This window comes from Longimicrobium sp., from assembly GCF_036280135.1.
Taxonomy (GTDB): domain Bacteria; phylum Gemmatimonadota; class Gemmatimonadetes; order Longimicrobiales; family Longimicrobiaceae; genus Longimicrobium.
The window spans coordinates 1-22,752 of record NZ_DASURI010000828.1 but is presented as its reverse complement, the minus strand read 5'-3'; the positions used below and the strand labels follow the sequence as shown (position 1 = coordinate 22,752).

Here is a 22,752-nt window from a genome sequence, read left to right as displayed (position 1 = left end):
CTTTGCCAGGGGAATGACGGGATGCGCGGCGTACCACCGCGCGCCCAGCAGCCCCGACTCTTCCGCCGTGAAGGCCACGAAGACGAGCGAGCGGCGCGGCACGGGATTCATCCGCCGGTAGGCGCCGGCCAGGGACAGCATCCACGCCACGCCCGACGCGTCGTCCAGGGCACCGTTGTAGATGCTGTCGCCGTTGATGGCCCGGCCCACGCCAAAGCTGTCCCAGTGCGAGCTGAACAGCACGGCCTCGCCGCGCACGGCGGGGTCCGAGCCCTCGATGCGCGCCACGACGTTGTGCGAATCCACCCGGCGCACGGCGTTGCGGACGCGAAAGCGGGCGCGCGCGTCCAGCGCCACGGGGCGAAACTCGCGCGTGCGGGCCGCCCGCTCCAGCGCGGCGAAGTCCTGCCCGCCGGCCGCCATCAGCGCGCGCGCCGTCTCCAGCTGGATCCACCCCTCCACGGGCACGTGCGGCCGCGCGCCCTCCACCTCGAAGCGCTCGCGGACGTTGCTCTGCACCACGCTCCACGGGTAGCCCGCCGGCCCCGTCTGGTGCACGAGCAGCACGGCCGCCGCGCCGCGCTCGGCCGCCACGTCGTACTTGTACGTCCAGCGGCCGTAGTACGTCATGGCGGGCCCGCGGAACACGTCGGGGTCCAGCCGCGTGGTGTCGCGCGGGTCCGGCACGGGCGGGTCGCCGATGAGCATCACCACCGTCTTGCCCCGCACGTCCACGCCCTTGAAGTCGTCCCAGTTCAGCTCCGGCGCCACGACGCCGTAGCCCACGAAGACGACCTGCGCGTCATCCACCTCCACGGTGGAATCCGGCCGCTGCGACCACGCGACCATGTCCTCCAGCTGGCGCCAGGGCACGTCCCGCCCGCCCACGCGCACGCCGGCGTCCACGCGCGACGTGGTGGCCACGAGGGGCACGCGCTGCAGGTAGCTGCCGTCCGGCATCCCGGGCGCCAGGCCCATCTCGCGGAACCGGCGGCTGATGTACCGGATGGTGGAGTCCTCGCCGGCCGTGGCCACGGCGCGCCCCAGGAACCGGTCCGACGCCAGCTCGCGGATGTCCGCCAGCAGCCCCTCGGCCGTGATGGCCGCCTCTCCGCCCGCCATCGACCCTCCCGCCCTCGCCGACGCCGCGCTGGGCGCATCCGCCGCGCTCCCCTGCGCCGGCGCGCACGCGGCCGTGCCCGCCAGCAGGAGCGCTGCCGCGCCCCGCGCCTTCCATCCGCTCATCCGCATCTTCCCCGTGCTCGAGTGCCGCCCCGTCGTTCTTTCGCCGCGTCACAATGGCCCCTCGGCGCCGTCCCGTCCAGTCGTCCGCCGCGTCCATCCGCCGCGCGGCCGTCTTGACCGGCCGTGCGGAACGTGGTTATCGTCGGCGTTCCCTTTCGGCCGTTCCCGGTTTTCCTCGCGATCCTGATGCCTGAAGCCTCCGACCGGCTGCGCGCCCTGCGCGAGGCCGTGCGCATCGCGCCCGACGACGCCACGCTCCGCCGCCTGCTGGGCGATGCCCTGCTGGGCGCCGGCCTCTTTGACGAGGCCGAGGCGGAGCTCCGCGCCGTCCTGCGCCTGGACCCCGACGATGCCGCCGCCCGGCTGGGGCTGGTGCAGGCGTTCCGCGGGCAGAACAAGCTGTCCGCCGCCCTCGTGGTGCTGGAGGAGGAGGCCCGCGCGGGCCGCGGCGGCACGCAGGTGCAGCTGCTGCTGGCCCGCCTGCTCCTGGAGACGGGGGAGACGGCGCGCGCGCGGCATGCGTACGAGGCCGCCGTGGCCGCCGACCCCGCCGCCGCGGACGTGGAGCTGGCCGCGCGCCTGGGCGGCGTGCGCGCCGGGCCCGCCCCGGAGCCCGCGTCGGCCTCCGCCTCGGACGGCGGGGACGTGCCGGGCGTGGCGAGCGTGGAGAAGCCGGGCGTGCGCTTCGCGGACGTGGGCGGGATGGACAAGGTCAAGGAGGAGATCGGCCTCAAGATCATCCATCCCCTGCGGCACCCGGAGATGTACCGGGCGTACGGCCGGCCCATCGGCGGCGGGATCCTGATGTACGGCCCGCCAGGATGCGGCAAGACGCACCTGGCTCGCGCCACGGCCGGCGAGGTGGACGCCACGTTCATCAGCGTGGGCATCCACGAGGTGCTGGACATGTGGATCGGCCAGAGCGAGCGCAACCTGGCGGACCTGTTTGCCCAGGCGCGGCGGCAGGCGCCGTGCGTGCTGTTCTTTGACGAGGTGGACGCGCTGGCCAGCCGCCGCAGCGACTTTCGCACGAGCGCCGGCCGGCCCCTCATCAACCAGTTCCTGGCGGAGCTGGACGGCATTGACGGGGGCAACGACGGGCTGCTGGTGCTGGCCGCCACCAACGCCCCCTGGCACCTGGACCCCGCCTTCCGGCGGCCGGGGCGATTCGACCGCGTGCTGTTCGTCCCCCCGCCGGATGCGCCGGCCCGCGCGGCCATCCTGGAGATCCTGTGCCGGGGCAAGCCGGCGGACCGGCTGGACTTCGAAAAGGTGGCGCGCAAGGCGGACGGCTTCAGCGGCGCGGACCTCAAGGCCGTCGTGGACGTCGCCATCGAGCGCAAGCTGTCGGAGGCCATCCGCACGGGCCGTCCCCTGCCGCTGGGGACGGCGGACCTGCTGGCGGCCCTCAAGGAGGTGCGCCCCAGCACCCGCGAGTGGTTCTCCACGGCCCGCAACTACGTGATGTACGCCAACGAGGGCGGCCTGTACGACGACGTGAAGCCCTGGCTGGCGTAACCCCTCTTCCCGTTCCGCTGATGACGACCGACTCCACGTCCGCGCACCGCCAGCGGGGCTGGCTGCTGGCCCAGCAGGGCCGGCACGACATGGCCGAGCGCGAGTACCGCCTGGCCCTGGCGCAGGACCCGCACGACGCCGACACGCACGCCCTGCTGGCCCTGGTGCTGGCGGAGCACGACGACCGCCGCGCCGAGGCGCTGCAGGAGGCGCAGGCCGCCATCGGCCTGGCGCCGGATCACCCGTTTCCGCGCTACGTGGAGGCGCGGGTGCACCTGGAGGCGGGGCGCTGGGACGAGGCCCGCCGCGCGGCCGAGCAGGCCATCGAGATGGACCCGGACGACGCGGACGCGTACACCGTGCTTGCCGCCGCGCACAGCGGGCGCCGCCGCTGGCGCGAGATGCTGGACGCGGCGGACGAGGCGCTGGCCATTGACCCCGGGCACGTGGGCGCGGCCAACCTGCGCGCGCAGGCGCTGGTGCACCTGGACCGGCGCGGCGAGGCGGGCAGCACGCTGCGGGGCGCGCTGGCCCGCGCGCCGGAAAGCAGCACCACGCACGCCAACCAGGGCTGGACGCGGCTGCACGAGGGCGACCGGCAGGGCGCGCTCACGCACTTTCGCGAGGCGCTGCGGCTGGACCCGCAGAGCACGTGGGCGCGGGAGGGGCTGGCGGAGGCCATGAAGGCGCGCAACCCCGTCTACGGGGCCATGCTGCGGTACTTTCTGTGGATGAACCGCCTGGAGCCCCGCACGCGGTGGATGGTGATCCTGGGCGGATACTTCGGCTACCGGCTCCTGCGCTCGGTCTCGGCCGCCAACCCCGGGCTGGCGCCGTGGCTGCTGCCCCTGATGATCGCGTACGGCGCGTTCGTGCTGCTGTCGTGGACGGCGCCGCAGATCTTCAACGCCGTGCTGCTGGCCAGCAAGGAGGGGCGCTACGTGCTGCTGCCGGAGCAGCGGCTGTCGGGCGCGCTCATGGCGGCGGGGATCGGCGTGGTGGCGGCGCTGCTGGTGGCGGCGCTGGCCGGGCTGGAGTGGGCCTGGCTGGGGGTGCTGCTGTTCGCGGTGCTGCTCATTCCCCTGGGTGCCACGTTCAACGGACCGCGGGGCCGGGCCACGCGCGTGATGAGCATCGTCACGAGCTCGCTGTACGTGATCGCGGCGGCGTCGCTCGCGCTGGCGGCCACGGGCCGGACGGAGGCGGCGGGCACGCTGTCGACGGTGGTGTTCCTGGGGGTCGTGATCACCTCGTGGGGCGTGAACCTGCGCGGCTGACGGAACGGCGGAACCGCATTCTCACGCGGAGGGCGCAGGGGCAGCAGAGTACCCTGGTCCCGTGCGGAACCGTGGTAGACGGACGAAAGCCGGCGCGGAGAACGAGAACGTTCTCCGCGCCGGCGTTTCGCTTCGCCCGGTCGTGCCGCTGGTGCACGGAGGTGGATGCACCTATGATCCGCACTCGCCATAAACGTTCACACCGGGAACTCCCATGGCATACTTTCTCTTCATCGACGAAAGCGGCCAGGATCGGAAAGAGTCTCCGTACGAGGTACTGGCTGGAGTCGCTGTCAAAGACCAGGATCTCTGGAACCTCATCCAGGCACTTCGGGATGCCGAGCTGCGGCATTTCGGAGTTCGATACACCGCAGACCGGGGAGAACTGAGGGCCAAGAAGCTGCTCAAGGCCAAGACCTTTCGTCTTGCTGCCCAGCTACCCCCGATCGAGCCGGGCGAGCGGAGCGCACTCGCCGCGCGATGTTTGGCAAATGGCGCCGCAGTGAGCCGTCGCGAGCTCACCGCGCTGGCGCAGGCAAAGATCGCCTATGTGTCCGAGGCGCTGGAAATCTGCGCCCGGTTTCGTTGCCGCGCGTTCGCCAGCCTCATCCCACCCGACGCGCCGCGTCCGGCCGGAAGCGGGTTCCTGCGAAAGGATTACGCCTACCTCTTCGAGCGATTCTTCTACTTCCTGGAAGACTCCGATCGTGAAGCTCTCGGACTGGTCGTGTTCGACGAGTTGGAGCGGGTGCAGAGCCACCTGCTGATCGAGCAGATGAACCGGTACTTCCAAGAGACGTGGAAGGGGCGCACCCGTGCATCGCAGATTATTCCCGAACCGTTCTTCGTCCACAGCGAGCTGACCACCGGCGTTCAGATCGCCGATCTGGTGGCCTATATCCTCTCGTGGGGATTTCGTCTGCCGGGGATGGATGAACCTGCCCGTCCGGAGCTCGCAGATCTCGTGGACAGAGTCTGCCAGATCCGTTACCGAGCGACTCGGGAGCGGATGGGAAATCCGAACTTCGTGATCTGGAGCTTTGCGCTAATTGCCGACCTGAGGGCGCGCGAAGAAGCTGGAGGGTAATAAAAAAAGGCAATGCAGGGGCAGGTGCCCGCTGCAAAGCCTCCGGGGAAAAAGATAGGGACGCGTCCCTATCATGTCAACGGAAAGGCGCCGGGCCGTTTCCCAACGGACGAGCCCGTCCGGCGCGGAAATGCAGTACTCTGCGCCTCTGCGGCTCTGCGTGAGAAATCTTTATCTGTTCACACCGGGCTTTCGAAACGCGCGACGGGCCGGCGGATCGCTCCGCCGGCCCGTCGTCATCGTCCGGTCCGGGGAAACCCGCCCGTCACCAGCGGCGGTGCTCCTCCTCCTCCTCTTCTTCCTCCTCCGCCTCTTCCTCCTCGTCGCGGCCGCTGCCCTGCGCGTCCTCGTCCACGCGCAGGGGCGTGCGGGTGACCACGGGCAGGCGCGCGGCGCGAAGGGCGCGGTTGAACGCATCCAGGTCCCGCGCCCACACGGCGTCCAGGGCCTCCATCTCGCGGTCCAGCTCGGCCGAGAGGGCCTCGAACACCTGGTACGACTGCGTGGTGGGCGTGCTCTCGGCATCCTCCACCAGACTCATGAGCGCCGCCAGCTTGTTGTTCAGGCGGATGGGGTAGTTGAGCGGGTCCTGGCTGCTCTGGTTGCGCACCTGGTACAGCCGCTCCTCGATGGCGGCCATGTGCGCCAGCAGCGAGTCGCCTGCCGCGCGGACGGCGGCGTTCTGCGTGCGCTCCATCCGCTCCTCCACCTGCTCGCGCACGCCGCGGATGAGCAGCACGGCGTCGTTCGCCTGGCTGGTGCGGTCGCGGATGCGCATGGCCAGGTCGAACCGCGCCACCAGGTCGTCACGCGACACGTTGGTGACACGCGGGTCCAGCCGCACGGTGAACGGCTGGCGCAGCTCGCGGCCGTCCGCCGTCAGCCGCACGGTGTACGTTCCGGGGACAATGCGCGGGCCCGACGCCGTGTCGGCCGCCCACAGGATCATCCCCGGGAACGACGTGGGGCCGGGGTAGCGCAGGTTCCAGCTGAACCGGTTCATCCCCGCCTGGTTGGGGGCGTAGCGCGACGAGCGCGGCCGGTCCTCGTCGTCCTCGCCGCCGCTCCCGCCGCGGCGTCGGTTGCGCACGGAATCCGGCCGCGTGTCGCTGGCGTAGCTGCGGATGACGTTGCCCTGCGCGTCCAGGAAGTCCAGCGTGAGGCGGCGCGCCGGCGACGGAAGCGTGTAGTACACCGTCACGCCCTGGTCCACGCCCCGGACGGCGTCCGCGGGGGCGAACAGGCGCGCCTGGGCGGACGGACGGCCGCGCGTGCGGCTGGCGGCGTCGGGCGCGGCGGGGGCCTGGTTCATCTGCCGAAGCAGGTGCGCGCCGCCGTCCAGCGCGTAGAAGCTGCGGCCGTGCGTGGCGATGACCACGTCCGGCCCGCGGATGCCGATGTCGCTCACCTGCACCACGGGCAGGTTCAGCCGCAGCGACTCCCACGCGGCGCCGTCGTTCCAGCTGACCCAGATGCCGCGCTCCGTGGCCGCGTACAGCAGGCCCGGACGCTCCGTGTCCTCGCGGACGGAGCGCAGGAACTCGCCCTCGCCCAGGTTGGATGCGATGCTCGTCCACGTGCGGCCGTAGTCGTCCGTGCGGAACAGGTAGGGACGGAAATCGCCCAGCAGCCAGCGGTTGCCGGCCACGTACGCCGTGCCCGCGCGGTGCGGCGACGGCTCCACGGTAAAGATCTTGGTCTGCTCCGGCAGCGCCGGCGGCGTGACGTCGGCCCAGCTGCCGCCGCCGTCGCGGGTGACGTACACCTTGCCGTCGTCCGAGCCCGTCCAGATGAGCCCCCGCTCGCGCGGGCTGGGCCCGATGGCGAACACGGTGCCGTACGTCTCCACGCCCGTCTGGTCACGGGTGATGGGGCCGCCGGACGGTCCCAGCGTGGCGGGATCGGCGCGGGTAAGGTCCGGCGAGATGCGCTCCCAGCTCTGCCCCTCGCTGGTGGTGCGCCACAGGTGCTGCGTGCCCGTGTACAGCGTGTTGGCGTCGTGCGGATCGAAGACGATGGGGAACGTCCACTGCACCCGCTCGCGCAGGTCGCTGGCGGACTGGCCCATGGGGTTCTCGGGCCACACGTTCACGGCCCGCGACTGCCCGGTGGACTGGTCAAAGCGGTCCAGCGCGCCGCCGTAGCAGCCGGCGTAGTAGATGTCCGTGTTGGTGGGGTGCGGCGCCACGTAGCCCGATTCGCATCCGCCCACGGAGAAGAAGTTGCGGCCGCCCGCGTTCAGGTGGCCCCAGCCGCGCAGGGGCACGCAGACCGTCGTGTTGTCCTGCTGCCCGCCGCAGACCATCGCGGGCTGGTGGGCGGAAAAGGCGAGCCGGTAGATCTGCGCGGTGGGATAATCCTGCTCCGTCCACGTGCGGCCGCCGTTGAAGCTCACGTTGCCGCCGCCGTCGTTGCCCTGCACCATCCGCTGGTTGTCGTCCGCGGCAATCCACAGGTCGTGGTTGTCGCCGTGGGGCACGCGGATGGAGGTGGGGAACGTCTGCCCGCCGTCGTCCGAACGGTAGAAGCCCACGTTCAGCACGTAGACGCGGTCGCGCTCCTTTGGGTCTGCCAGCAGGCGCGTGTAGTAAAAGGCGCGCTGCCGCAGCTTGCGCTCGCTGTTCACGCGCGTCCACGTCTCGCCGCGGTCGTCCGAGCGAAAGACGCCGCCGCTGTCGTGCTCCACGATGGCGAACACGCGCATGCTGTCCGCCGGCGAGACCGAGACGCCGATCTTGCCGACGAGTCCCCGCGCCGGCATCCCCGGCTTCCGCGTGAGCTCCGTCCACGTCTGTCCGCCGTCCGTGGAGCGGAACAGGCCGCTGCCCTCGCCGCCGCTGCTCATCCCCCACTGGTTGCGCCACGCCTCCCACAGGGCGGCAAAGACCACGTCGGGGTTGTTGGGGTCGATGGAGATGTCCACGCCCCCCGTGCGGTCGTCACGATGGAGGACGCGCGTCCACGTCTGCCCGCCGTCCGTCGTGCGGTAGATGCCGCGCTCGGCGCTGGGCCCGCTGTACTCGCCGAACGCCGCCGCGTACGCCACGTCGCAGTTGGTCGGGTGCACGCGGATGCGCCCCACGTTGCGCGCCGCGCGCAGCCCCACGTGCGTCCACGTCTTGCCCGCGTCCGTGGAGCGGTAGACGCCGTCGCCGGGCTGGATGTTGCCGCGCAGCTGCGATTCGCCCGTCCCCAGGTACAGCACGTCGGGGTTGGACTGGCAGACCTCGACGGCGCCGATGGTGGCGCTGCCGATCTTGCCGTCCGTGACGGGCTCCCATGTGGTGCCGCCGTCCGTGGTCTTCCACAGCCCGCCGCCCGTGGCGCCAAAGTAGTACTCCAGGGGCCGGCTGGTGCTGCCGGTGACCGCGATAGAGCGGCCGCCGCGGTTGGGGCCCAGGTTGCGCCAGGCCAGGCCGCGGTAGCGCACGCTGTCGGGGTCCGGGGGCGTGTTGCGCTCCACCTGGGCCGCCAGCGGGGGCGCGGCCAGCAGGGCGAGCACCACGAGGGCACTGCGGAATCGGTGCATGGGGTCCGCGAGATCGAGAGGGGATGGATGGACGGACGCGGCCGGCGCGGGGGCACCGGCGCGCGTCGTGGGCGCCGCAGCTTTCTTGCCACGGCGGCCCTTGCAGCGGCGCGCCGGGAGGGCTAGCGTCGCCGGGTGTATACGGTATACACGCGTTCCATCAACCTTTCGTCGTGATGCCCGCTCGCACAAGCACCCCGCCTTCTTCCGCCGGCCCCGCGCGCTCCCGGGGACGGTCCCGCGGATGGGCCAGCGCCATGTTCCACGCGCACCTGTGGCTGGGGATCGCCACCACGGGCATCGTGCTGGTGATCTGCGTCACGGGCATCCTGCTCAACCACAAGCGCCCGCTGGGCCTCATGCCCGACGTGGACAACCCGTCGCCCGGCGCGCTGGCGCAGTCGCTCCCCGTGGCGGAGCTGGCCGCGCGGGCGGAGCGCGCCGTGGCGCCCGCCGTGGCCGCGGCGGGGATCGACCGCATGGACCTGCGCCCCGGCGACGGGTTCGTAAAGGTGCGCTTCGACGACCGCGAGGTGCACGAGGTTACGGTGGACCTGGCCACGGGACGCGTGCTGCACGTGGGGCTGCGCAACGACGTGTTCCTGGAAACGCTGCACTCCGGCGAGATCTTTGGTGACCAGGGGATCCTGCTGAGCGACCTGGCGGCCGTGGCGCTGGCCGTGCTGCTCATCAGCGGCTACTGGCTGTGGCTCTACCCCCGGAGCCGCGGATGAGCCTGCCGACGATGGCGCTGCTGACGGGCCTGTTCATCGCCCCGGTCGCGCTGCTGTGGATGGGGCACCGGCTGCGACGCCGATCGGCCGCGTGGAAAGGCGTGTTCTGGGGCGCGGTCACCGGGCACGCGCTGGGGATGCTCGTGACCGTGGCCGCGCTGCATTACCCGCCCGTCCCCTGGGGTGACGGCGGAGGGCGCCCCGTGCTCGTGCACTGGGCCATGCTTCTCGGCGCGGTCCTGGGCGGCGCGATGGGGTGGACGGCGGGCGCGCGGCGGAGGGGCGGAACGGCGAAGAAAGCCGCATGAAGACGGGCACCACGCCCGCGTTGGCGTGGTGCCCGTGACGATGCTCCCGGCCACGGGGAACGCACGCCTACGGCTGAAAGAGCGGATTGAACGCGTCCGTGCCGGCGCCCTCGTAGAGCGGGTTGACCTGGATGGCCCCGGAGGAGAGCTCGTCGGCTCCTCCCGGCTTGTAGATGGGGTTGTTCGGCACGGTGCCGGCGGGCTGGTAGAGCGGATCGTTCGACATACGTCCTCCTCGCGCGGGGCTGGATGAACTGCACGCGACGCAGCATAAGTCCGGCGTCCCTCATCTGCAACGAACGTCGCGTAACGTGCCGGATGAAGGTGCCGGCCCGTCGCGCGGATGATCCGCCGCCGGTGCCGTGATCGCCGATTCCCTGCGGGCGGGCTCGTCTAGAGCGGGGTGAGGGCCTGGAGCGCGGTGATATCTCCCGCTGGCCGGATCGCGCCGGAATCCGCAGATTGCCATCCGCACCGCATCCACCCCCTCGCACGGACGCGCATCCCATGATCCGCCGCCTCTCCCTCGCCGTGGCCGCCGCCCTGCTCGCGGGGACGCCGCTGGCCGCGCAGGACGCATCCGCCATCGCCGGCCGCTACCGCGCGCAGGCCGACAGCCTCATCCGCGCCGCCACGGCCGACAGCGCCGCCTGGCTGCGCATCGCCGAGATGGTGGACCGCTTTGGCCCGCGCTTCAGCGGCACGCCGGAGCTGGAGGCCGCCATCGACTGGACGGTGGAGCAGATGCGCGCCGACGGGCTGGAGAACGTGCACACGGAGCCCGTGATGGTGCCCCGCTGGGTGCGCGGCGAGGAATCGGCCGCGCTCGTCCAGCCGCGCGCCGTGGGGCTGCACATGCTGGGGCTGGGCGGCAGCGTGGGCACGCCCGCGGAGGGCATCGAGGCCGAGGTGCTGGTCGTCGGCAGCTTCGACGAGCTGCAGTCGCGCGCGGGCGAGGCGCGGGGCCGCATCGTGCTCTTCGACGTGCCGTTCACCTCGTACGGGCAGACGGTGCAGTACCGCAGCCGCGGCGCCGTGGAGGCCGCCCGCGTCGGCGCCGTCGCCAGCCTCATCCGCTCCGTGGGGCCGTTCGGCATGCAGTCGCCGCACACGGGCTCGCTGCGCTACAACGACAGCGTTCCGCCCATCCCCGCCGCGGCCCTGTCGATGGAGGACGCCATGCTGCTGCGGCGGATGCAGGCCCGCGGCGAGCGTCCGCGCGTGCGCCTGCGGATGGGCGCGCACACGCTGCCCGACGCGCCGTCGCGCAACGTGATCGCGGAGCTGCGCGGGCGCGAGCGGCCGGACGAGGTGGTGGTGCTGGGCGGGCACATCGACTCGTGGGACGTGGCCCCCGGCGCCATGGACGACGCCGGCGGGTGCGTGGCCGCGTGGGAGGCCGTGCGGCTGATGGCGCGCCTGGGCCTGCGCCCGCGGCGCACCGTGCGCGTGGTGCTGTGGACCAACGAGGAGAACGGCCTGCGCGGCGGCAACGCCTACCGCGACGCGCACCGGGGCGAGGTGGAGAACCACGTGCTGGCCATCGAGAGCGACGAGGGCGTGTTCGCGCCCACGGGGTTCGGCTTCACGGGGACGGACGCGGCGTTCCAGGTGGCGCAGGGCATCGGCGCGCTGCTGGCGCCCATCGGGGCGGGCACCGTCAACCGCGGCGGCGGAGGGGCCGACATCGGGCCCATCATGGCGCTGGGCGTGCCGGGGATGGGGCTGGAGGTGGATGGGTCGCGCTACTTCTGGTATCACCACACGGCCGCGGATACACCCGACAAGCTGGACCCGCGCGACGTGGCCCGCTCCGTGGCCGCCATGGCCGTGATGGCCTGGGTCGCCGCCGAGATGCCCGAGCGCCTGCCCTTCGGCAGCGGCACCCCGGCGAACTGAGCCAGGCCGGGCGACTGGACGAGATCGCAGGCTCCCAGCCTGAGCGAGTGAACCCGCCGCTGGGACTACGGAAAGCCCTGTCTCGCGCCGACGCGCTCTGCGAACAGGGCTTCAACTGCCAACACGGGATGGGCCCGGCGCTTGGTCGACTGGGCCGAAGTTGATCCGCGCACACGGGCCGGGCGTCGGTCAGCGCATCCGGCTCTCAGCCGAGCGGGTGAAGGAGCTCCCAGCGGGTGAACGGGTCCCCAGCCTGAGCGGGTGAACCCGCCGCTGGGACAGCGATAAGCCCTGTCTCGCGCCGACGCGCTCTGCGAACAGGGCTTCATCCGCCAACACGGGATGGGCCCGGCGGTGGGCCCGGTGCCCGGCCGACTGACTGATGCTCGAGCCCTGCTCCGCTGCACCTGGGCCGCCTTTGCTGGGGCAGTCCGCGCAGGCGGACTTCGTGATGTTCCAGCGGCGAATTCATTCGCTCGGCGCGAGGGCGGCGTTCGAGCATCATCACGGGCCGATCTGCATCTGCTCGTCCTCGCCCACATCCGATCCGCATCGGCTCATCCGATCCACGTCCGTCCATCTCCGCTCGCGCATCCGCGGGTGGGGATGCGCGCGTACAACGGCCGCGATCCTTGCCGGGCGCTGGGCGGTGGCTCACCTTTGGGGCCACGACCCTCATCCCATCCGCATCCCCTCGCATGAAGCTTTCCCTGGACCGCGCCCTGCGCTGGATCTGGCTGCTGATCGGCTCGCTGCTGCTCGTGCTGCTGCTCGTGGGCGGCGTGGCGGTGCTCGCGCAGGTGTTCCGCAATGCGGGCGCCTCGGATGACGCCGTGCGCATCGCGCGCGAGAGCGAGCCCAGGCGCGAGGAGGCGCGCGCCGTGCGATACGCGGGGCCAATGGACATCCGCGGCACGAGCACGCGCATGGTTCGCGTGGGCTACGGCGGAGACTTCGTGCCCACGCGCGGGCTGAACGGACGGCGGTACGAGGGCGACGCCGGGGTGCCCGACGTGAACGTCATCTTCCTGGAGGGCGACAGCGCGCGGCTGCTTCTGGACCGGCCGGCGTTCATCCATCGCGTGTTTCTGCCGGGCCAGGGCCAGGCGCCCAGCGATTCGCTGTCTACGTGGATCACGTACCTGATGGCGTTGGACGATGCGGACGGAAACGGCAAGCTGAACGAGCTGGATCCCACGCGGCTGTACGTGACGGACCGCGACGGACGCGGCCTGCGCCCCGTGCTGCGGCCGCCGCTCCTCTACGCGTCGCACGAGGCGCTGGACGCGGGGCGGATGCTGGTCTACGCCCTGGAGCCGCCGGCGGGCCAGCGCGTGGAGCGGGACCGGATGCGCCAGCGCGCGTTCCTCTACGACGTGGCCACGGGCACGCTGACGCCGTACGCCGCGCTCGATTCCGCGGCGGCGCGCGCCGGCCGGCTGCTGGGCCGCTGAACCTTTCGATTTCGACGGAGATCCCGACATGGCGCGAGCAACGTGGAACGGCGCGGTCATCGCCGAGAGCGACACGTACGAGGTGGTGGAAGGCAACGTCTACTTTCCCGCGGAGGCCGTGAACCGCGCGTACCTGCGCGACAGCGGCACGCACACGGTCTGCGGGTGGAAGGGCACGGCCAGCTACTACGACGTGGTGGTGGATGGAGCGGAGAACGCCGACGCCGCCTGGTACTATCCCGATCCCAAGGACGCCGCCGCGAACATCCGCGACCACGTGGCGTTCTGGAAGGGCGTGCAGGTGGAGAAGTGAAGTGCGTGAGTGCGGAAGTTGACGGCGCCGGATCAGGGTTCCTGATCCGGCACTGTTCTTTTCCGCGAAGCGGATGAGACGCGTCGCGTGATCCGTCGCGTGCTGTCATTCTGAGCGGAGCGCCGTCGCGATCCATCCCGTGCACGATGGCGCGGAGCGAAGAATCTGGTCGCGCCGCGCGCAGACCTCGCCCGTGCACGGGCCCCACGCGCGCGAACTCAGCGCGCGGGCGGGATCGCGTACTCCGGCGACCAGATTCTTCGCTCGGTCGGCGCCGGACGCATCACGGCAGGGACAGACCCGGCCGGCGCCTCGGTCGCTCAGAATGACAGCGAGGACGGACGGGGAGAAAACAGAAAAAACCGCGACAACGCGATTCGTCCCCTGCTGTCATTCTGAAGGAGGCGCGTCGTGATCTCTCCCGTTGCAGATCGGCCGAGTGAAGAATCGGGTCGCGCCGCGCACGGACTTCGCCCGTGCACGAACCCCTCGCGCGGACTCAGCGCGCGGGCGGGATCGCGCACTGGGGCAACCAGATTGTTCGGCTGGCCGAGGCGCGGGCGGGGGAAAGACGACCTCCTTGCGCCGCCGTGGACCGGAACATGCGCGGCGTGGACGGCATCGCGGCGGGCGGAAGACAGGTACGGGGACGCAACGGGATGGAAGCAACGACGGGGGAGGACGTGCCGGCGGGGGCGGTGTTCACCATCGGGCACTCCACGCGCACCATCGGCGAGTTCATCGCGCTGCTGCGGGAGAACGACATCCAGCTGCTGGTGGACGTACGGCGCTTTCCCGGCTCCCGCCGCCACCCGCAGTTCGGCAGCGAGGCGCTGGCCGCGTCACTGGCGGAGGCGGGCATCGCGTACCGCCACGAGGAGGCGCTGGGCGGCCGCCGCGCGAGCGATCCAACGGCTGGTCTGTCGCCCAACACGGCGTGGCGCCACGCCGCCTTTCGCGCCTACGCCGACTACATGGCCACGGCCCCGTTCCGCGCGGCGCTGGCGCGGCTGATGGAGGATGCGGCGCACCGCCGGCCCGTCGTCATGTGCGCTGAGGCCGTACCCTGGCGCTGTCACCGCCGGCTGATCACGGACGCCCTGCTGGCGCGCGGGGTGCCGGTGTTCGATATCATCGGGCCGGGAGGCGCGGCGCCGGCGGTGCTGTCGCCGCACGCGCTGGTGCGGGGCGACAGCCTGACGTATCCCGCGACGCCCCAGGCGGACCTGTTCGGCGGCGCGTGACCGCTGTGCCCGGCAAGGCGCCGATTTTGCGGATGACGCGACGTACGATTCGGAGCTCATTCCAGACACACGCGACACACGCCGGCGGATCCGCTTTCGCCGGCGGCTTTATCCGACGCACCCATGTCCAGGACCATTCTCCTCGCAGACGACCACGAGGACAACCGGTATGCGCTGCTCACCGTGCTCGCGCGCGAGGGGTACCGCACGCTGGGTGCATCCAACGGCCAGGAAGCCGTGGACCTGTGCCGCGCGCACCTGCCGGACCTGGTGCTGATGGACCTGGCCATGCCCGTGATGGACGGACGCACGGCGCTGCGGCTGATCAAGGAGGACCCGCGCACGGCGGACATCCCCGTAGTGGTGCTCACGGCCATGGCGCTGTCCGTGGACCGCGACCGGCTGGTGGCCGAGGGCTTCGTGGAGCTGCTGACCAAGCCCTGCATGCCCCCGCACCTCATCCAGGAGGTGCGGCGCATCATCGGCCCCGGCTGCACGGAGGACGAGGAGGATGCGGAAAGCGGGGCCGTGGGCGCGGAGGGATGATGGGAGATGCGGATCGGCGGATGGGTGGATTGGGCTGATCGGCATCTCCGCGGATGGCTGAGCGCCCGTCGCTGCGCGACGGGGGGCCCTCTCCCCCGACCGCCTTTTTGCTCGTTCCTCGCAACGGCGGTCGACCCCTCCCCCCAACTACGGGGGAGGGGTTTTTCGTGGGCGAGCTTCGCGCCCGACGCGTTGTTCTCCCCCTCCCCCGCGAAGCGGGGGCAGGGGGTCGGGGGGAGGGGGCCCTCGGCGGGCGAGACACACTCCGCCGGAGTCTCCCATCATCGCGCCCCGGCCGTTCTCCCCACACGAAACCTTTGACCGCCGCGCGGGTTGCAGCGTACCATCCAGAGCAAATCCCCGTATCCGCCGCGCGAACACAGGCATGCACGAGCGCAACGATCCCTGGGTGGTGGTGGCGTCGTTCGGCGCCGTGTGGGAGGCCGACTTCGCCGCGGAGACGCTGCGCGAGGCAGGCATCCCCGCGCACGTGGAAGGCGGGCAGAACGTCGCCATCTTTGGCCTGGGATACCAGGGTCCCACGCAGTTCGGCGTGCGGGTGCGCGTGCCCTGGCACCGCGAGCTGGACGCGCGCGAGCTGCTGGACCTGGACGACGACGCGCACGGGGAATCCATCGCGGACCGGCCGTAATCCCCTGATTCCCGGAGATCGCCCATGCGCCGCATCGCGCTCTGCCTGCTGCTGGCCCTGGCCGCCTGCGACGGCAATCCCTCCGACAACCAGCCGCCCCCGGGCGACGTCGCCCTTCGCCTGCGGCAGGTGGTGGGCGGGCTGCAGTCGCCCGTGCACCTGGTCGCCCCCACGGGCGACGCGCGGCTGTTCGTCGTGGAGCAGGGCGGGCGCATCCGCGTCGTGGAGAACGGCGCGCTGCTGGCCACGCCGTTTTTGGACATCGCCAGCCGCGTGTCGTCCGGGGGCGAGCGGGGGCTGCTGAGCATGGCGTTCCATCCCCAGTACGCGTCCAACGGCTTCTTCTTCGTCAACTACACGGACGTCAATGGGGACACGCGGGTGGAGCGCTACCGCGTGAGCGCCGACCGCAACCGCGCGGACCCGGCGTCGGCGCAGCTGGTGATCGCCATCGACCAGCCGGCGTCCAACCACAATGGCGGGCTGGTGGCGTTTGGCCCGGACGGACGGCTGTACGTGGGGATGGGCGACGGTGGCGGCGCGGGCGATCCGCTGGGGGCGGCGCAGGATCCCACGCAGCTGCTGGGCAAGATGTTGCGCCTGGACGTGAACGGCGCCGCGCCGTACACGATTCCGGCCGACAACCCGTACGCGGGGCGCACGGACGGCCGGGCAGAGATCTGGGCGTCGGGGCTGCGCAACCCGTGGCGGTTTAGCTGGGATCGCGCGGAGAGCCGGCTGTACGTGGCCGACGTGGGGCAGAACCGGCTGGAGGAGGTCGACGTGGTGCCGGCCGCGCAGGCCGGCGTGAACTACGGGTGGGACACGATGGAGGGCAGCGACTGCTTCGAGCCCCGCGACGGCTGCACGCGCACGGGGCTCACGCTGCCCGCGGCGGAGTACACGCACGCGGACGGCTGCAGCATCACGGGCGGCTTCGTGTACCGCGGGCAGGACATCCCGGCCCTGCGCGGCACGTACTTCTACTCGGACTACTGCGAGGGGTGGCTGCGCAGCTTCCGCTACGTCAACGGCGCCGCCACGGACCCGCGCACGTGGGAGGTGCCCAACGTGGGCAACGTGACCTCGTTCGGCGAGGACGGGCGCGGCGAGCTGTACCTCATCGCCAGCGGCGCCGTCTACCGCATCGAGGCCGCGGCGTAGGGCGGCGCTACCACTCGTCGAGCACGTCCTCGAACTCGCCCGCCATGGTGGGGTGCCCGTGGCGGGTGGCGGCCTCGATCCCCTTTCCGTACGCCTCGCGGGCCTCGTCGTCGCGGCCCAGGCGGCGCAGGGCGGCACCCAGCCGTCCCCACGCGTTGCCCTCGTCGTCCGTGCGGCCCAGGTAGTCGCGCAGCGTCTGGACGACGTCGTCCCACCGCTCGGCCTTTTCGTACTCCAGCGCCAGCCCGAACCACGGGCGCGGGTCGTTGGGCCGCGCCTCGGCCATCTTTCGCAACGCCTCGATCCGATCCGACACGCGATCCTCCTCTCGCAGGGTTCGCCGCCAATGTAAGCGGATCAGGTCCCGTTCCAAAACTTCAAAAGAAATTTCTCACGCAGAGCCGCAGAGGACGCAGAGTACCCCATTCTTGCTCGGAACGGGGTACTCCGCGCCTCCGCGGCTCTGCGTGAGAATCGCAGTTGGTTTTTGGGGGTACAAGCAAGTGGCGGCGCGGGTACGACTTGGGTGCGTTGTCAGGGCGCGCCGCGTGCGGTATCTTCCGCGCTCCCTGGTGAACTCGGGAAGGAACCGCAGGACCGTTGAGCAGCACATCTTCCAGCGCCGCCGCCCGCAGCCTCCGGACGCCGTCCGGGCCGCCGCGGCTGGCGCGTAGGCCCAACGCCGCCACCGGCCGCTCGCCGCTGGCGGTGGTTTTCGTCACGGTGTTCCTGGACCTCGTGGGGTTCGGGATCGTCATCCCCCTGCTGCCGCTCTACGGAGAGCGGTTCGGCGCGGGGCCAGTGGCGGCCGCGTGGCTGCTGGCCATCTACTCGCTGATGCAGTTCTTCTTCGCGCCTGGCTGGGGGCGCCTCTCCGACCGCATTGGCCGACGGCCCGTGCTGCTGGTGGGGCTCTTTGGCTCGGCCGCGTCGTACCTGGCGTTCGGGCTGGCGGGCTCGCTGGCCGTGCTCTTTGTCGCGCGGGCCGTGAGCGGGATGATGGGCGCCACCATCGGCGTGGCGCAGGCCTACATCGCCGACGTCACCCCGCCGCAGGACCGCGCCAAGGGGATGGGGATGATCGGCGCGGCGTTCGGGCTGGGCTTCATCTTCGGCCCCGCCACGGGCGGGCTGCTCTCGCGCTTCGGGCCGGAGTGGCCGTTCCTGGGCGCCGCCCTGCTGTCCGCGCTGAACGGCATCGTCGCCTACTTCCGACTGCCGGAGTCGCTGCCGCCGTCGCTGCGCGCGCAGCAGCCCGCCCGCGCCGGCCTGCGCGCGCGCCTGGCCACGGTGACGGGCGCGTCGCCGCGGCTGCGCCGGCTGTACGCCATCGGCTTTTTGACGACGCTCGCGCTCTCCGCCGTGGAAGCCATCATGGCGCTGTGGGCCGTCCGCAAGTTCGGGATGACGCCGGAGGGCATCGGCTACGGGTTCGCCGTCATCGGGCTCATCGCGGCGCTGGCGCAGGGTGTCCTGGTGGGCAAGCTGGTCCGGCGGATGGGCGAGCGCCGCAGCGCCATGCTGGGGCTGGGCCTGCTGGCCCTGGCCATGGCCGCCGTCCCCGCCGCGCCCACCATCCCGCTCGTGGGGGTGGCCCTGGCGGCGTGGGCCATCGGCCAGGGCGCGGCGACGCCGTCCGTCACGGCCATGATCTCGCACCAGGCGGGGCCGGCGGAGCAGGGGCGCATCCTGGCCGCGTCGCAGTCGCTGTCCGCGCTGGCCCGCGTGCTGGGTCCCTGGTGGGGCGGGGTGGCGCTGGCGCACGTGGGGCTGGCGGCGCCGTACGTCTCCGCCTCGCTCTTTCTCGCGGCCGCGCTGTGCGTGCTCGCGCTCACCGGCATCGTGGAAGTGGCCCGATGATCCATCGATGCGCGTTCTATCCGAAACGGCGTTCCGATGTCACCCGCTGAGTTCCTGACGATTGCGGGGCTGTTAACCACTCTGGTCGTCGCGGGGATTGGCGCGTACTCCGTGCTGGCCGCAGCGCGGAAGCAGGCCGATGCTGCTTTACAGGCAGCACGGGAGCAGGCACATGCAAGCCAGAAACTTGCGATTCTGCAGGTCGAAGCCGCGTTGGCGGCAAGCGGGCGTCAGCAGTGGATTGCCACCCTGCGCGTTGAACTGGCCGAACTCGCTGGTGAATTGTTTGTCGCGCAGTCCGTAGCTGATCGATCTTGGTCGATTGATCTGGAGCAAGCGCAAGCCTTAGGTGTGCGCTTACTACGCCTAATGGCACGTATCAACCTGCTGCTAAACGACAACGACGCAGATCATCGAGAGTTGATGAGCGCGCTTAGCACCTTTGTTGGTAAGCTGCACGATCGAGAAAAACTGGAGAACAGTGCCATCAACACCGTTCTGCGATTGGGCCAGAAAGTGGTGCGGCTTGAGGAAGAGCGGCTTGCTCGTATAACAGAGCGCACTTTTCCAGCGGCAGTTCCGGATGGGGGACCGCCACAATCGCATTCAACGTCTAAAGGCGCCCGATGATCGTCCCCCCGAAGCTGGAGGCAGGCGCGCGCGTGGCGCTGGTGGCGGCGGCCGGACCCATCCCGGAGGGCGGGGTGGAACGCGCCATGGAGCGCGTGCGGTCGGTGGGCTGGGAGCCCGTCGCGGGGCAGAACTGCCGCGGCCGGCGTGGATACCTGGCCGGATCGGACGCGGAGCGCGCGGCGGACCTGAACGCGGCCCTCCGTGATCCGCAGATCCGCGCCGTCTGGTTCCTGCGGGGCGGATACGGGACCATGCGCATCCTGGACGACATCGACTGGCCCGCCCTGGCCCGCGATCCCAAGCCGCTCATCGGCTTCAGCGACAACACGGCGGTGCACCTGGGCGCCAACGCGGTGGGCGTCGTGGGCTTTCACGGCCCGCATCCGCACACGCCGGAGTTCCCGGACTTTGCCCGCGACGGCCTGCTGCGCGTGCTGGCCTCCGCCGAGCCCGCGGGCGTGCTTCCCTTTCCGCCCGGTGGGGCGGAGCGCGGCGAGACGCTGGCCGGCGGGTCCGCCGAGGGGCCGCTGGTGGGCGGAAACCTGTCGCTGCTCTCGGCTACCATGGGGACGCCGTACGCCGTGCAGCCGGAGGGCGCCATCCTCTTCATCGAAGAAGTGGGCGAGTCGCCGTACCGGCTGGACCGCATGCTCAGCCACCTCACGCTGGCCGGCGTGCTGGACGCCGTGTCGGGGATCGCTGTCGGCGGGATCACGGAGGTGCCGGGCGAGAACGGCGACGCGCTCGCCCGCGAGGTGCTGCACGACCGGCTGGGCAGATTGGGCGTGCCGGTCGCCATCGGCTTCCCGTTCGGCCACATCGACGACAACTGGACGCTGCCCGTGGGCCTGCGTGCGCGGCTGGATGCAGACGCGGGCACACTCGCGCTGCTGGAGGGTGCCGTCGCGTGACGGAGCTGATGACCATCCGGGTGGGGCTGGAAGAAGGGGCGGACGGCGCGGTGATGGCGCACGCGCTCACCGTGCCGGGGTGCGTGGCCATCGGCGGATCGGCGGAGGCGGCCGTGGGCGCGTTCGAGCGGACGCTGATGGAGTGGCTGCGCTTCCTGTCCGTCTCCGGCGAGCCCGTGCCCCCGCCGGGCGCGGAGCTGGAGCTGGCCGTGGACGAGTGGGTGTCGACGGACGCGCGCGTCTCCATCGGCGAGAGCGAGGCGCTGTTCGAGGACGACCTGCGCCCGCTGCAGCAGGACGAGGCGGAGCGCGGCGTGCAGCGGCTGGGCACCTTGCGCGGGCGCATCCTGGCGCACGTCCGCCGCCGCCCCGACGCGCTGCTGGATGCCGAGACGCCCGGCGGGATGACGGCCCGGCGGGTGCTGGAGGAGCTGGCCCGCGCGCAGTGGTGGACGCTGAGCCGGCTGGGCGCCACGCCCATGGCCGAGGTCCCCGAGAAAACGCTGCAGCAGCTGGATACGGCCCTGGCGCTCGTCGTGGACCGCCTGACGACGCTGCCGGACGAGATGCGTGGCTACCGCCTGGAGCTGGACGGCGAGGACTGGACGCCCCGCAAGGTGCTGCGCCGCCTGCTGTGGCTGGAGTGGACGCTGGGCGCCGCGGCCGTCGCGGCGCTGGCCCCCGTGGTGGAGGGTCGGGCGGGGGCGTAGGCGGAGGGGAAGGACGACGGGCGAGGGAGATGCGGATCGATGATGCAGATCCGGATCGTACAGGATGCAGATCCGGACCGGCGGAATCCCCGTCGCTGCGCGACGGGGGGCCCTCTCCCCCGACCGCCTTTTGCTCGTTCCTCGCAACGGCGGTCGACCCCTCCCCCAACTTCGGGGGAGGGGTCGGCGAGAGGGCGAGCTCCGTGCACGGAACTCAGTTCGTGCTGGGTCTGGGTTCTCCTCTCTCCGCGAGGAACGAGCGGGGAGAGGCCGGGAGAGGGGCGGGTTGCTTTCGGCACGAGCCGTCCGGATGTCCGAACGAAGTTCTCCCCCTCCCCCGCGAAGCGGGGGCAGGGGGCAGGGGGCCGGGGGGAGGGGGCCCTCGGCGGGCCGAGGATCGCCCGCTACCTCGCTGGATCTCATCCCGGACGCGTTTCATCACCGAATCCCATGACCCTGAAGATCTACACCAAGACCGGTGACCGCGGCGAGACGGGGCTGTTCGGCGGGCAGCGGGTGCCCAAGGACGACGCCCGCGTGGAAGCCTACGGCGACGTCGACGAGCTCAACTCCGTGCTGGGCATCGCCGTCTCCAAGCTGCAGGCCGCCGGCGAAACGGCCCTGGCCGACGCGCTGCGGGCCGTGCAGAGCGACCTGTTCACCGTGGGCGCGAACCTGGCCACGCCCGCGCCGGAAGACGGCGGCCGCCCGTCGTCGTTCATCCCCGGCCTGCCCGAGGGGCGCGTGGAGGAGCTGGAGGCCTGGATCGACGCCGCCGAGGGCGAGCTGGCGCCCCTGCAGAACTTCGTGCTTCCCGGCGGCACGGGCGCGGCGTCGTACCTGCACCTGGCGCGGACCGTCTGCCGCCGGGCGGAGCGGCGGGTCGTCTCCCTCGCGCGGCAGGCGCACGTGGGCGCGGAGTGGATCACCTACCTCAACCGCCTGTCGGACCTGCTGTTCACCCTGGCGCGGCTGGCCAACCGCCGCGCGGGCGTGGAGGACGTGCCCTGGGTTTCCGGCCAGCGCTGAGCCGTTCCGCGTGGTGGCGCCTTGCGTACGGACGCCGGCGGGTCGATGATGTACGACGGAGCCGAACCCGCGCGGCGCTGCGGAGTACCCAACGGCAGCATGCGGGTTGAACGATACGCGCAACGGAGGAACGTACGATGGCGATGTACCCGGAGATGATGATCGCGCCCATGCGCCAGGAGCTCACGCGCCTGGGCGTGCAGGAGCTGCGCACGGCCGACGAGGTGGAGACCACGCTGGCCGACACCAGCGAGCCCACGCTGCTGGTGGTGAACAGCATGTGCGGCTGCGCCGCGCGCAACGCGCGCCCGGCGGTGGCCATGGCGCTGCAGAACGACCGCAAGCCGCCGCGGATGGTGACGGTGTTCGCGGGCCAGGACCCCGAGGCCACGGCGGCCGCCCGCCAGCACATTCACGGCTATCCGCCGTCGTCGCCCAGCATGGCGCTGCTCAAGGACGGCGACGTGGTGTTCATGCTGGAGCGCCACCAGATCGAGGGCCGCTCGGCGGACGCCATCGCGAACGACCTGGTGCGGGCGTTCGACGCGTACTGCTGAGGAACGGCAGGGAATAGGGAACAGGGAACAGGGAATAGCCTGCAACTGATTCCTTCCCCGATGTGGAAGCGCTGGAGCGATG

The 22,752-nt window shown here is 71.5% G+C and carries 22 protein-coding genes; 18 read left to right on the top strand and 4 right to left on the bottom strand.

Annotated elements, in window-relative coordinates; all coding sequences use genetic code 11:
- The coding region (locus VFZ20_RS26855; protein WP_329687043.1) for a M28 family peptidase at positions 1–1,245 on the bottom strand (1,245 nt) is incomplete at its 3' end.
- A gap of 186 nt (positions 1,246–1,431) precedes the next feature.
- Between VFZ20_RS26855 and VFZ20_RS26850 the strand changes: the two genes are divergently transcribed.
- From VFZ20_RS26850 to VFZ20_RS26840, 3 genes are all read left to right on the top strand, one after another.
- Positions 1,432–2,763: an AAA family ATPase gene (locus VFZ20_RS26850; protein WP_329687042.1), complete on the top strand. Its 1,332-nt coding sequence runs from the start codon at positions 1,432–1,434 to the stop codon at positions 2,761–2,763.
- Positions 2,764–2,783: 20 nt separating this feature from the next.
- Positions 2,784–4,040, top strand: coding sequence for a tetratricopeptide repeat protein (locus tag VFZ20_RS26845; protein WP_329687041.1), 1,257 nt, complete (start codon positions 2,784–2,786; stop codon positions 4,038–4,040).
- A 214-nt stretch (positions 4,041–4,254) separates the two neighbouring features.
- The gene (locus VFZ20_RS26840) at positions 4,255–5,127 is read left to right on the top strand and encodes a DUF3800 domain-containing protein (protein ID WP_329687040.1); all 873 of its coding nucleotides are present in this window, start codon (positions 4,255–4,257) and stop codon (positions 5,125–5,127) included.
- A gap of 265 nt (positions 5,128–5,392) precedes the next feature.
- On the opposite strand, the gene VFZ20_RS26835 is transcribed toward VFZ20_RS26840, so the two are convergent.
- Positions 5,393–8,656 (bottom strand): VPS10 domain-containing protein, encoded by a 3,264-nt coding sequence (locus VFZ20_RS26835; RefSeq protein ID WP_329687039.1) that lies wholly within the window; start codon positions 8,654–8,656, stop codon positions 5,393–5,395.
- 257 nt (positions 8,657–8,913) lie between these two features.
- On the opposite strand from VFZ20_RS26835, the gene VFZ20_RS26830 reads away from it, so the two are divergent.
- Together VFZ20_RS26830 and VFZ20_RS26825 are read left to right on the top strand one after the other, a co-directional pair.
- Positions 8,914–9,390, top strand: coding sequence for a PepSY-associated TM helix domain-containing protein (locus VFZ20_RS26830; protein WP_329687038.1), 477 nt, complete (start codon positions 8,914–8,916; stop codon positions 9,388–9,390).
- Positions 9,387–9,698 (top strand): hypothetical protein, encoded by a 312-nt coding sequence (locus VFZ20_RS26825; protein WP_329687037.1) that lies wholly within the window; start codon positions 9,387–9,389, stop codon positions 9,696–9,698. Before VFZ20_RS26830 ends, VFZ20_RS26825 begins: the two co-directional genes overlap by 4 nt.
- A 67-nt stretch (positions 9,699–9,765) precedes the next feature.
- Here VFZ20_RS26825 and VFZ20_RS26820 read toward each other — a convergent pair whose 3' ends face one another.
- Positions 9,766–9,924: a hypothetical protein gene (locus tag VFZ20_RS26820; RefSeq protein WP_329687036.1), complete on the bottom strand. Its 159-nt coding sequence runs from the start codon at positions 9,922–9,924 to the stop codon at positions 9,766–9,768.
- 281 nt (positions 9,925–10,205) lie between these two features.
- On the opposite strand from VFZ20_RS26820, the gene VFZ20_RS26815 reads away from it, so the two are divergent.
- From VFZ20_RS26815 to VFZ20_RS26785, 7 genes are all read left to right on the top strand, one after another.
- The gene (locus VFZ20_RS26815) at positions 10,206–11,597 is read left to right on the top strand and encodes a M28 family metallopeptidase (protein ID WP_329687035.1); all 1,392 of its coding nucleotides are present in this window, start codon (positions 10,206–10,208) and stop codon (positions 11,595–11,597) included.
- A 698-nt stretch (positions 11,598–12,295) separates the two neighbouring features.
- The gene (locus tag VFZ20_RS26810) at positions 12,296–13,051 is read left to right on the top strand and encodes a hypothetical protein (protein ID WP_329687034.1); all 756 of its coding nucleotides are present in this window, start codon (positions 12,296–12,298) and stop codon (positions 13,049–13,051) included.
- Positions 13,052–13,079: 28 nt separating this feature from the next.
- The gene (locus VFZ20_RS26805) at positions 13,080–13,364 is read left to right on the top strand and encodes a DUF427 domain-containing protein (RefSeq protein ID WP_329687033.1); all 285 of its coding nucleotides are present in this window, start codon (positions 13,080–13,082) and stop codon (positions 13,362–13,364) included.
- 476 nt (positions 13,365–13,840) lie between these two features.
- Positions 13,841–14,608, top strand: a complete 768-nt coding sequence (locus tag VFZ20_RS26800) for a DUF488 domain-containing protein (RefSeq protein WP_329687032.1) — start codon at positions 13,841–13,843, stop codon at positions 14,606–14,608.
- Between the two features lie 123 nt (positions 14,609–14,731).
- Positions 14,732–15,154 carry a response regulator gene (locus VFZ20_RS26795; RefSeq protein ID WP_329687031.1) on the top strand — a complete coding sequence of 141 codons (423 nt, stop codon included), beginning with the start codon at positions 14,732–14,734 and terminating at the stop codon, positions 15,152–15,154.
- A 385-nt stretch (positions 15,155–15,539) separates the two neighbouring features.
- The gene (locus VFZ20_RS26790) at positions 15,540–15,806 is read left to right on the top strand and encodes a hypothetical protein (RefSeq protein ID WP_329687030.1); all 267 of its coding nucleotides are present in this window, start codon (positions 15,540–15,542) and stop codon (positions 15,804–15,806) included.
- Between the two features lie 24 nt (positions 15,807–15,830).
- Positions 15,831–16,970 carry a PQQ-dependent sugar dehydrogenase gene (locus VFZ20_RS26785; protein WP_329687029.1) on the top strand — a complete coding sequence of 380 codons (1,140 nt, stop codon included), beginning with the start codon at positions 15,831–15,833 and terminating at the stop codon, positions 16,968–16,970.
- Positions 16,971–16,977: 7 nt separating this feature from the next.
- On the opposite strand, the gene VFZ20_RS26780 is transcribed toward VFZ20_RS26785, so the two are convergent.
- A complete protein-coding gene (locus tag VFZ20_RS26780; RefSeq protein WP_329687028.1) occupies positions 16,978–17,286 on the bottom strand; it encodes a tetratricopeptide repeat protein in 309 nt (102 codons plus the stop codon).
- Positions 17,287–17,570: 284 nt separating this feature from the next.
- On the opposite strand from VFZ20_RS26780, the gene VFZ20_RS26775 reads away from it, so the two are divergent.
- The 6 genes from VFZ20_RS26775 to VFZ20_RS26750 all read left to right on the top strand — a co-directional run bounded on the left by VFZ20_RS26775 (position 17,571) and on the right by VFZ20_RS26750 (position 22,670).
- Positions 17,571–18,830 carry an MFS transporter gene (locus tag VFZ20_RS26775; RefSeq protein ID WP_329687027.1) on the top strand — a complete coding sequence of 420 codons (1,260 nt, stop codon included), beginning with the start codon at positions 17,571–17,573 and terminating at the stop codon, positions 18,828–18,830.
- A gap of 36 nt (positions 18,831–18,866) precedes the next feature.
- Complete coding sequence (locus VFZ20_RS26770; RefSeq protein WP_329687026.1) at positions 18,867–19,460, top strand: hypothetical protein; 594 nt, start codon at positions 18,867–18,869, stop codon at positions 19,458–19,460.
- Complete coding sequence (locus VFZ20_RS26765; protein ID WP_329687025.1) at positions 19,457–20,374, top strand: LD-carboxypeptidase; 918 nt, start codon at positions 19,457–19,459, stop codon at positions 20,372–20,374. Before VFZ20_RS26770 ends, VFZ20_RS26765 begins: the two co-directional genes overlap by 4 nt.
- The gene (locus VFZ20_RS26760) at positions 20,371–21,084 is read left to right on the top strand and encodes a hypothetical protein (protein ID WP_329687024.1); all 714 of its coding nucleotides are present in this window, start codon (positions 20,371–20,373) and stop codon (positions 21,082–21,084) included. Before VFZ20_RS26765 ends, VFZ20_RS26760 begins: the two co-directional genes overlap by 4 nt.
- A gap of 456 nt (positions 21,085–21,540) precedes the next feature.
- A complete protein-coding gene (locus VFZ20_RS26755) occupies positions 21,541–22,113 on the top strand; it encodes a cob(I)yrinic acid a,c-diamide adenosyltransferase (protein ID WP_349264135.1) in 573 nt (190 codons plus the stop codon).
- Between the two features lie 143 nt (positions 22,114–22,256).
- Positions 22,257–22,670 carry a BrxA/BrxB family bacilliredoxin gene (locus VFZ20_RS26750; RefSeq protein ID WP_349264134.1) on the top strand — a complete coding sequence of 138 codons (414 nt, stop codon included), beginning with the start codon at positions 22,257–22,259 and terminating at the stop codon, positions 22,668–22,670.
- The last annotated feature ends 82 nt before the right edge of the window (positions 22,671–22,752 follow it).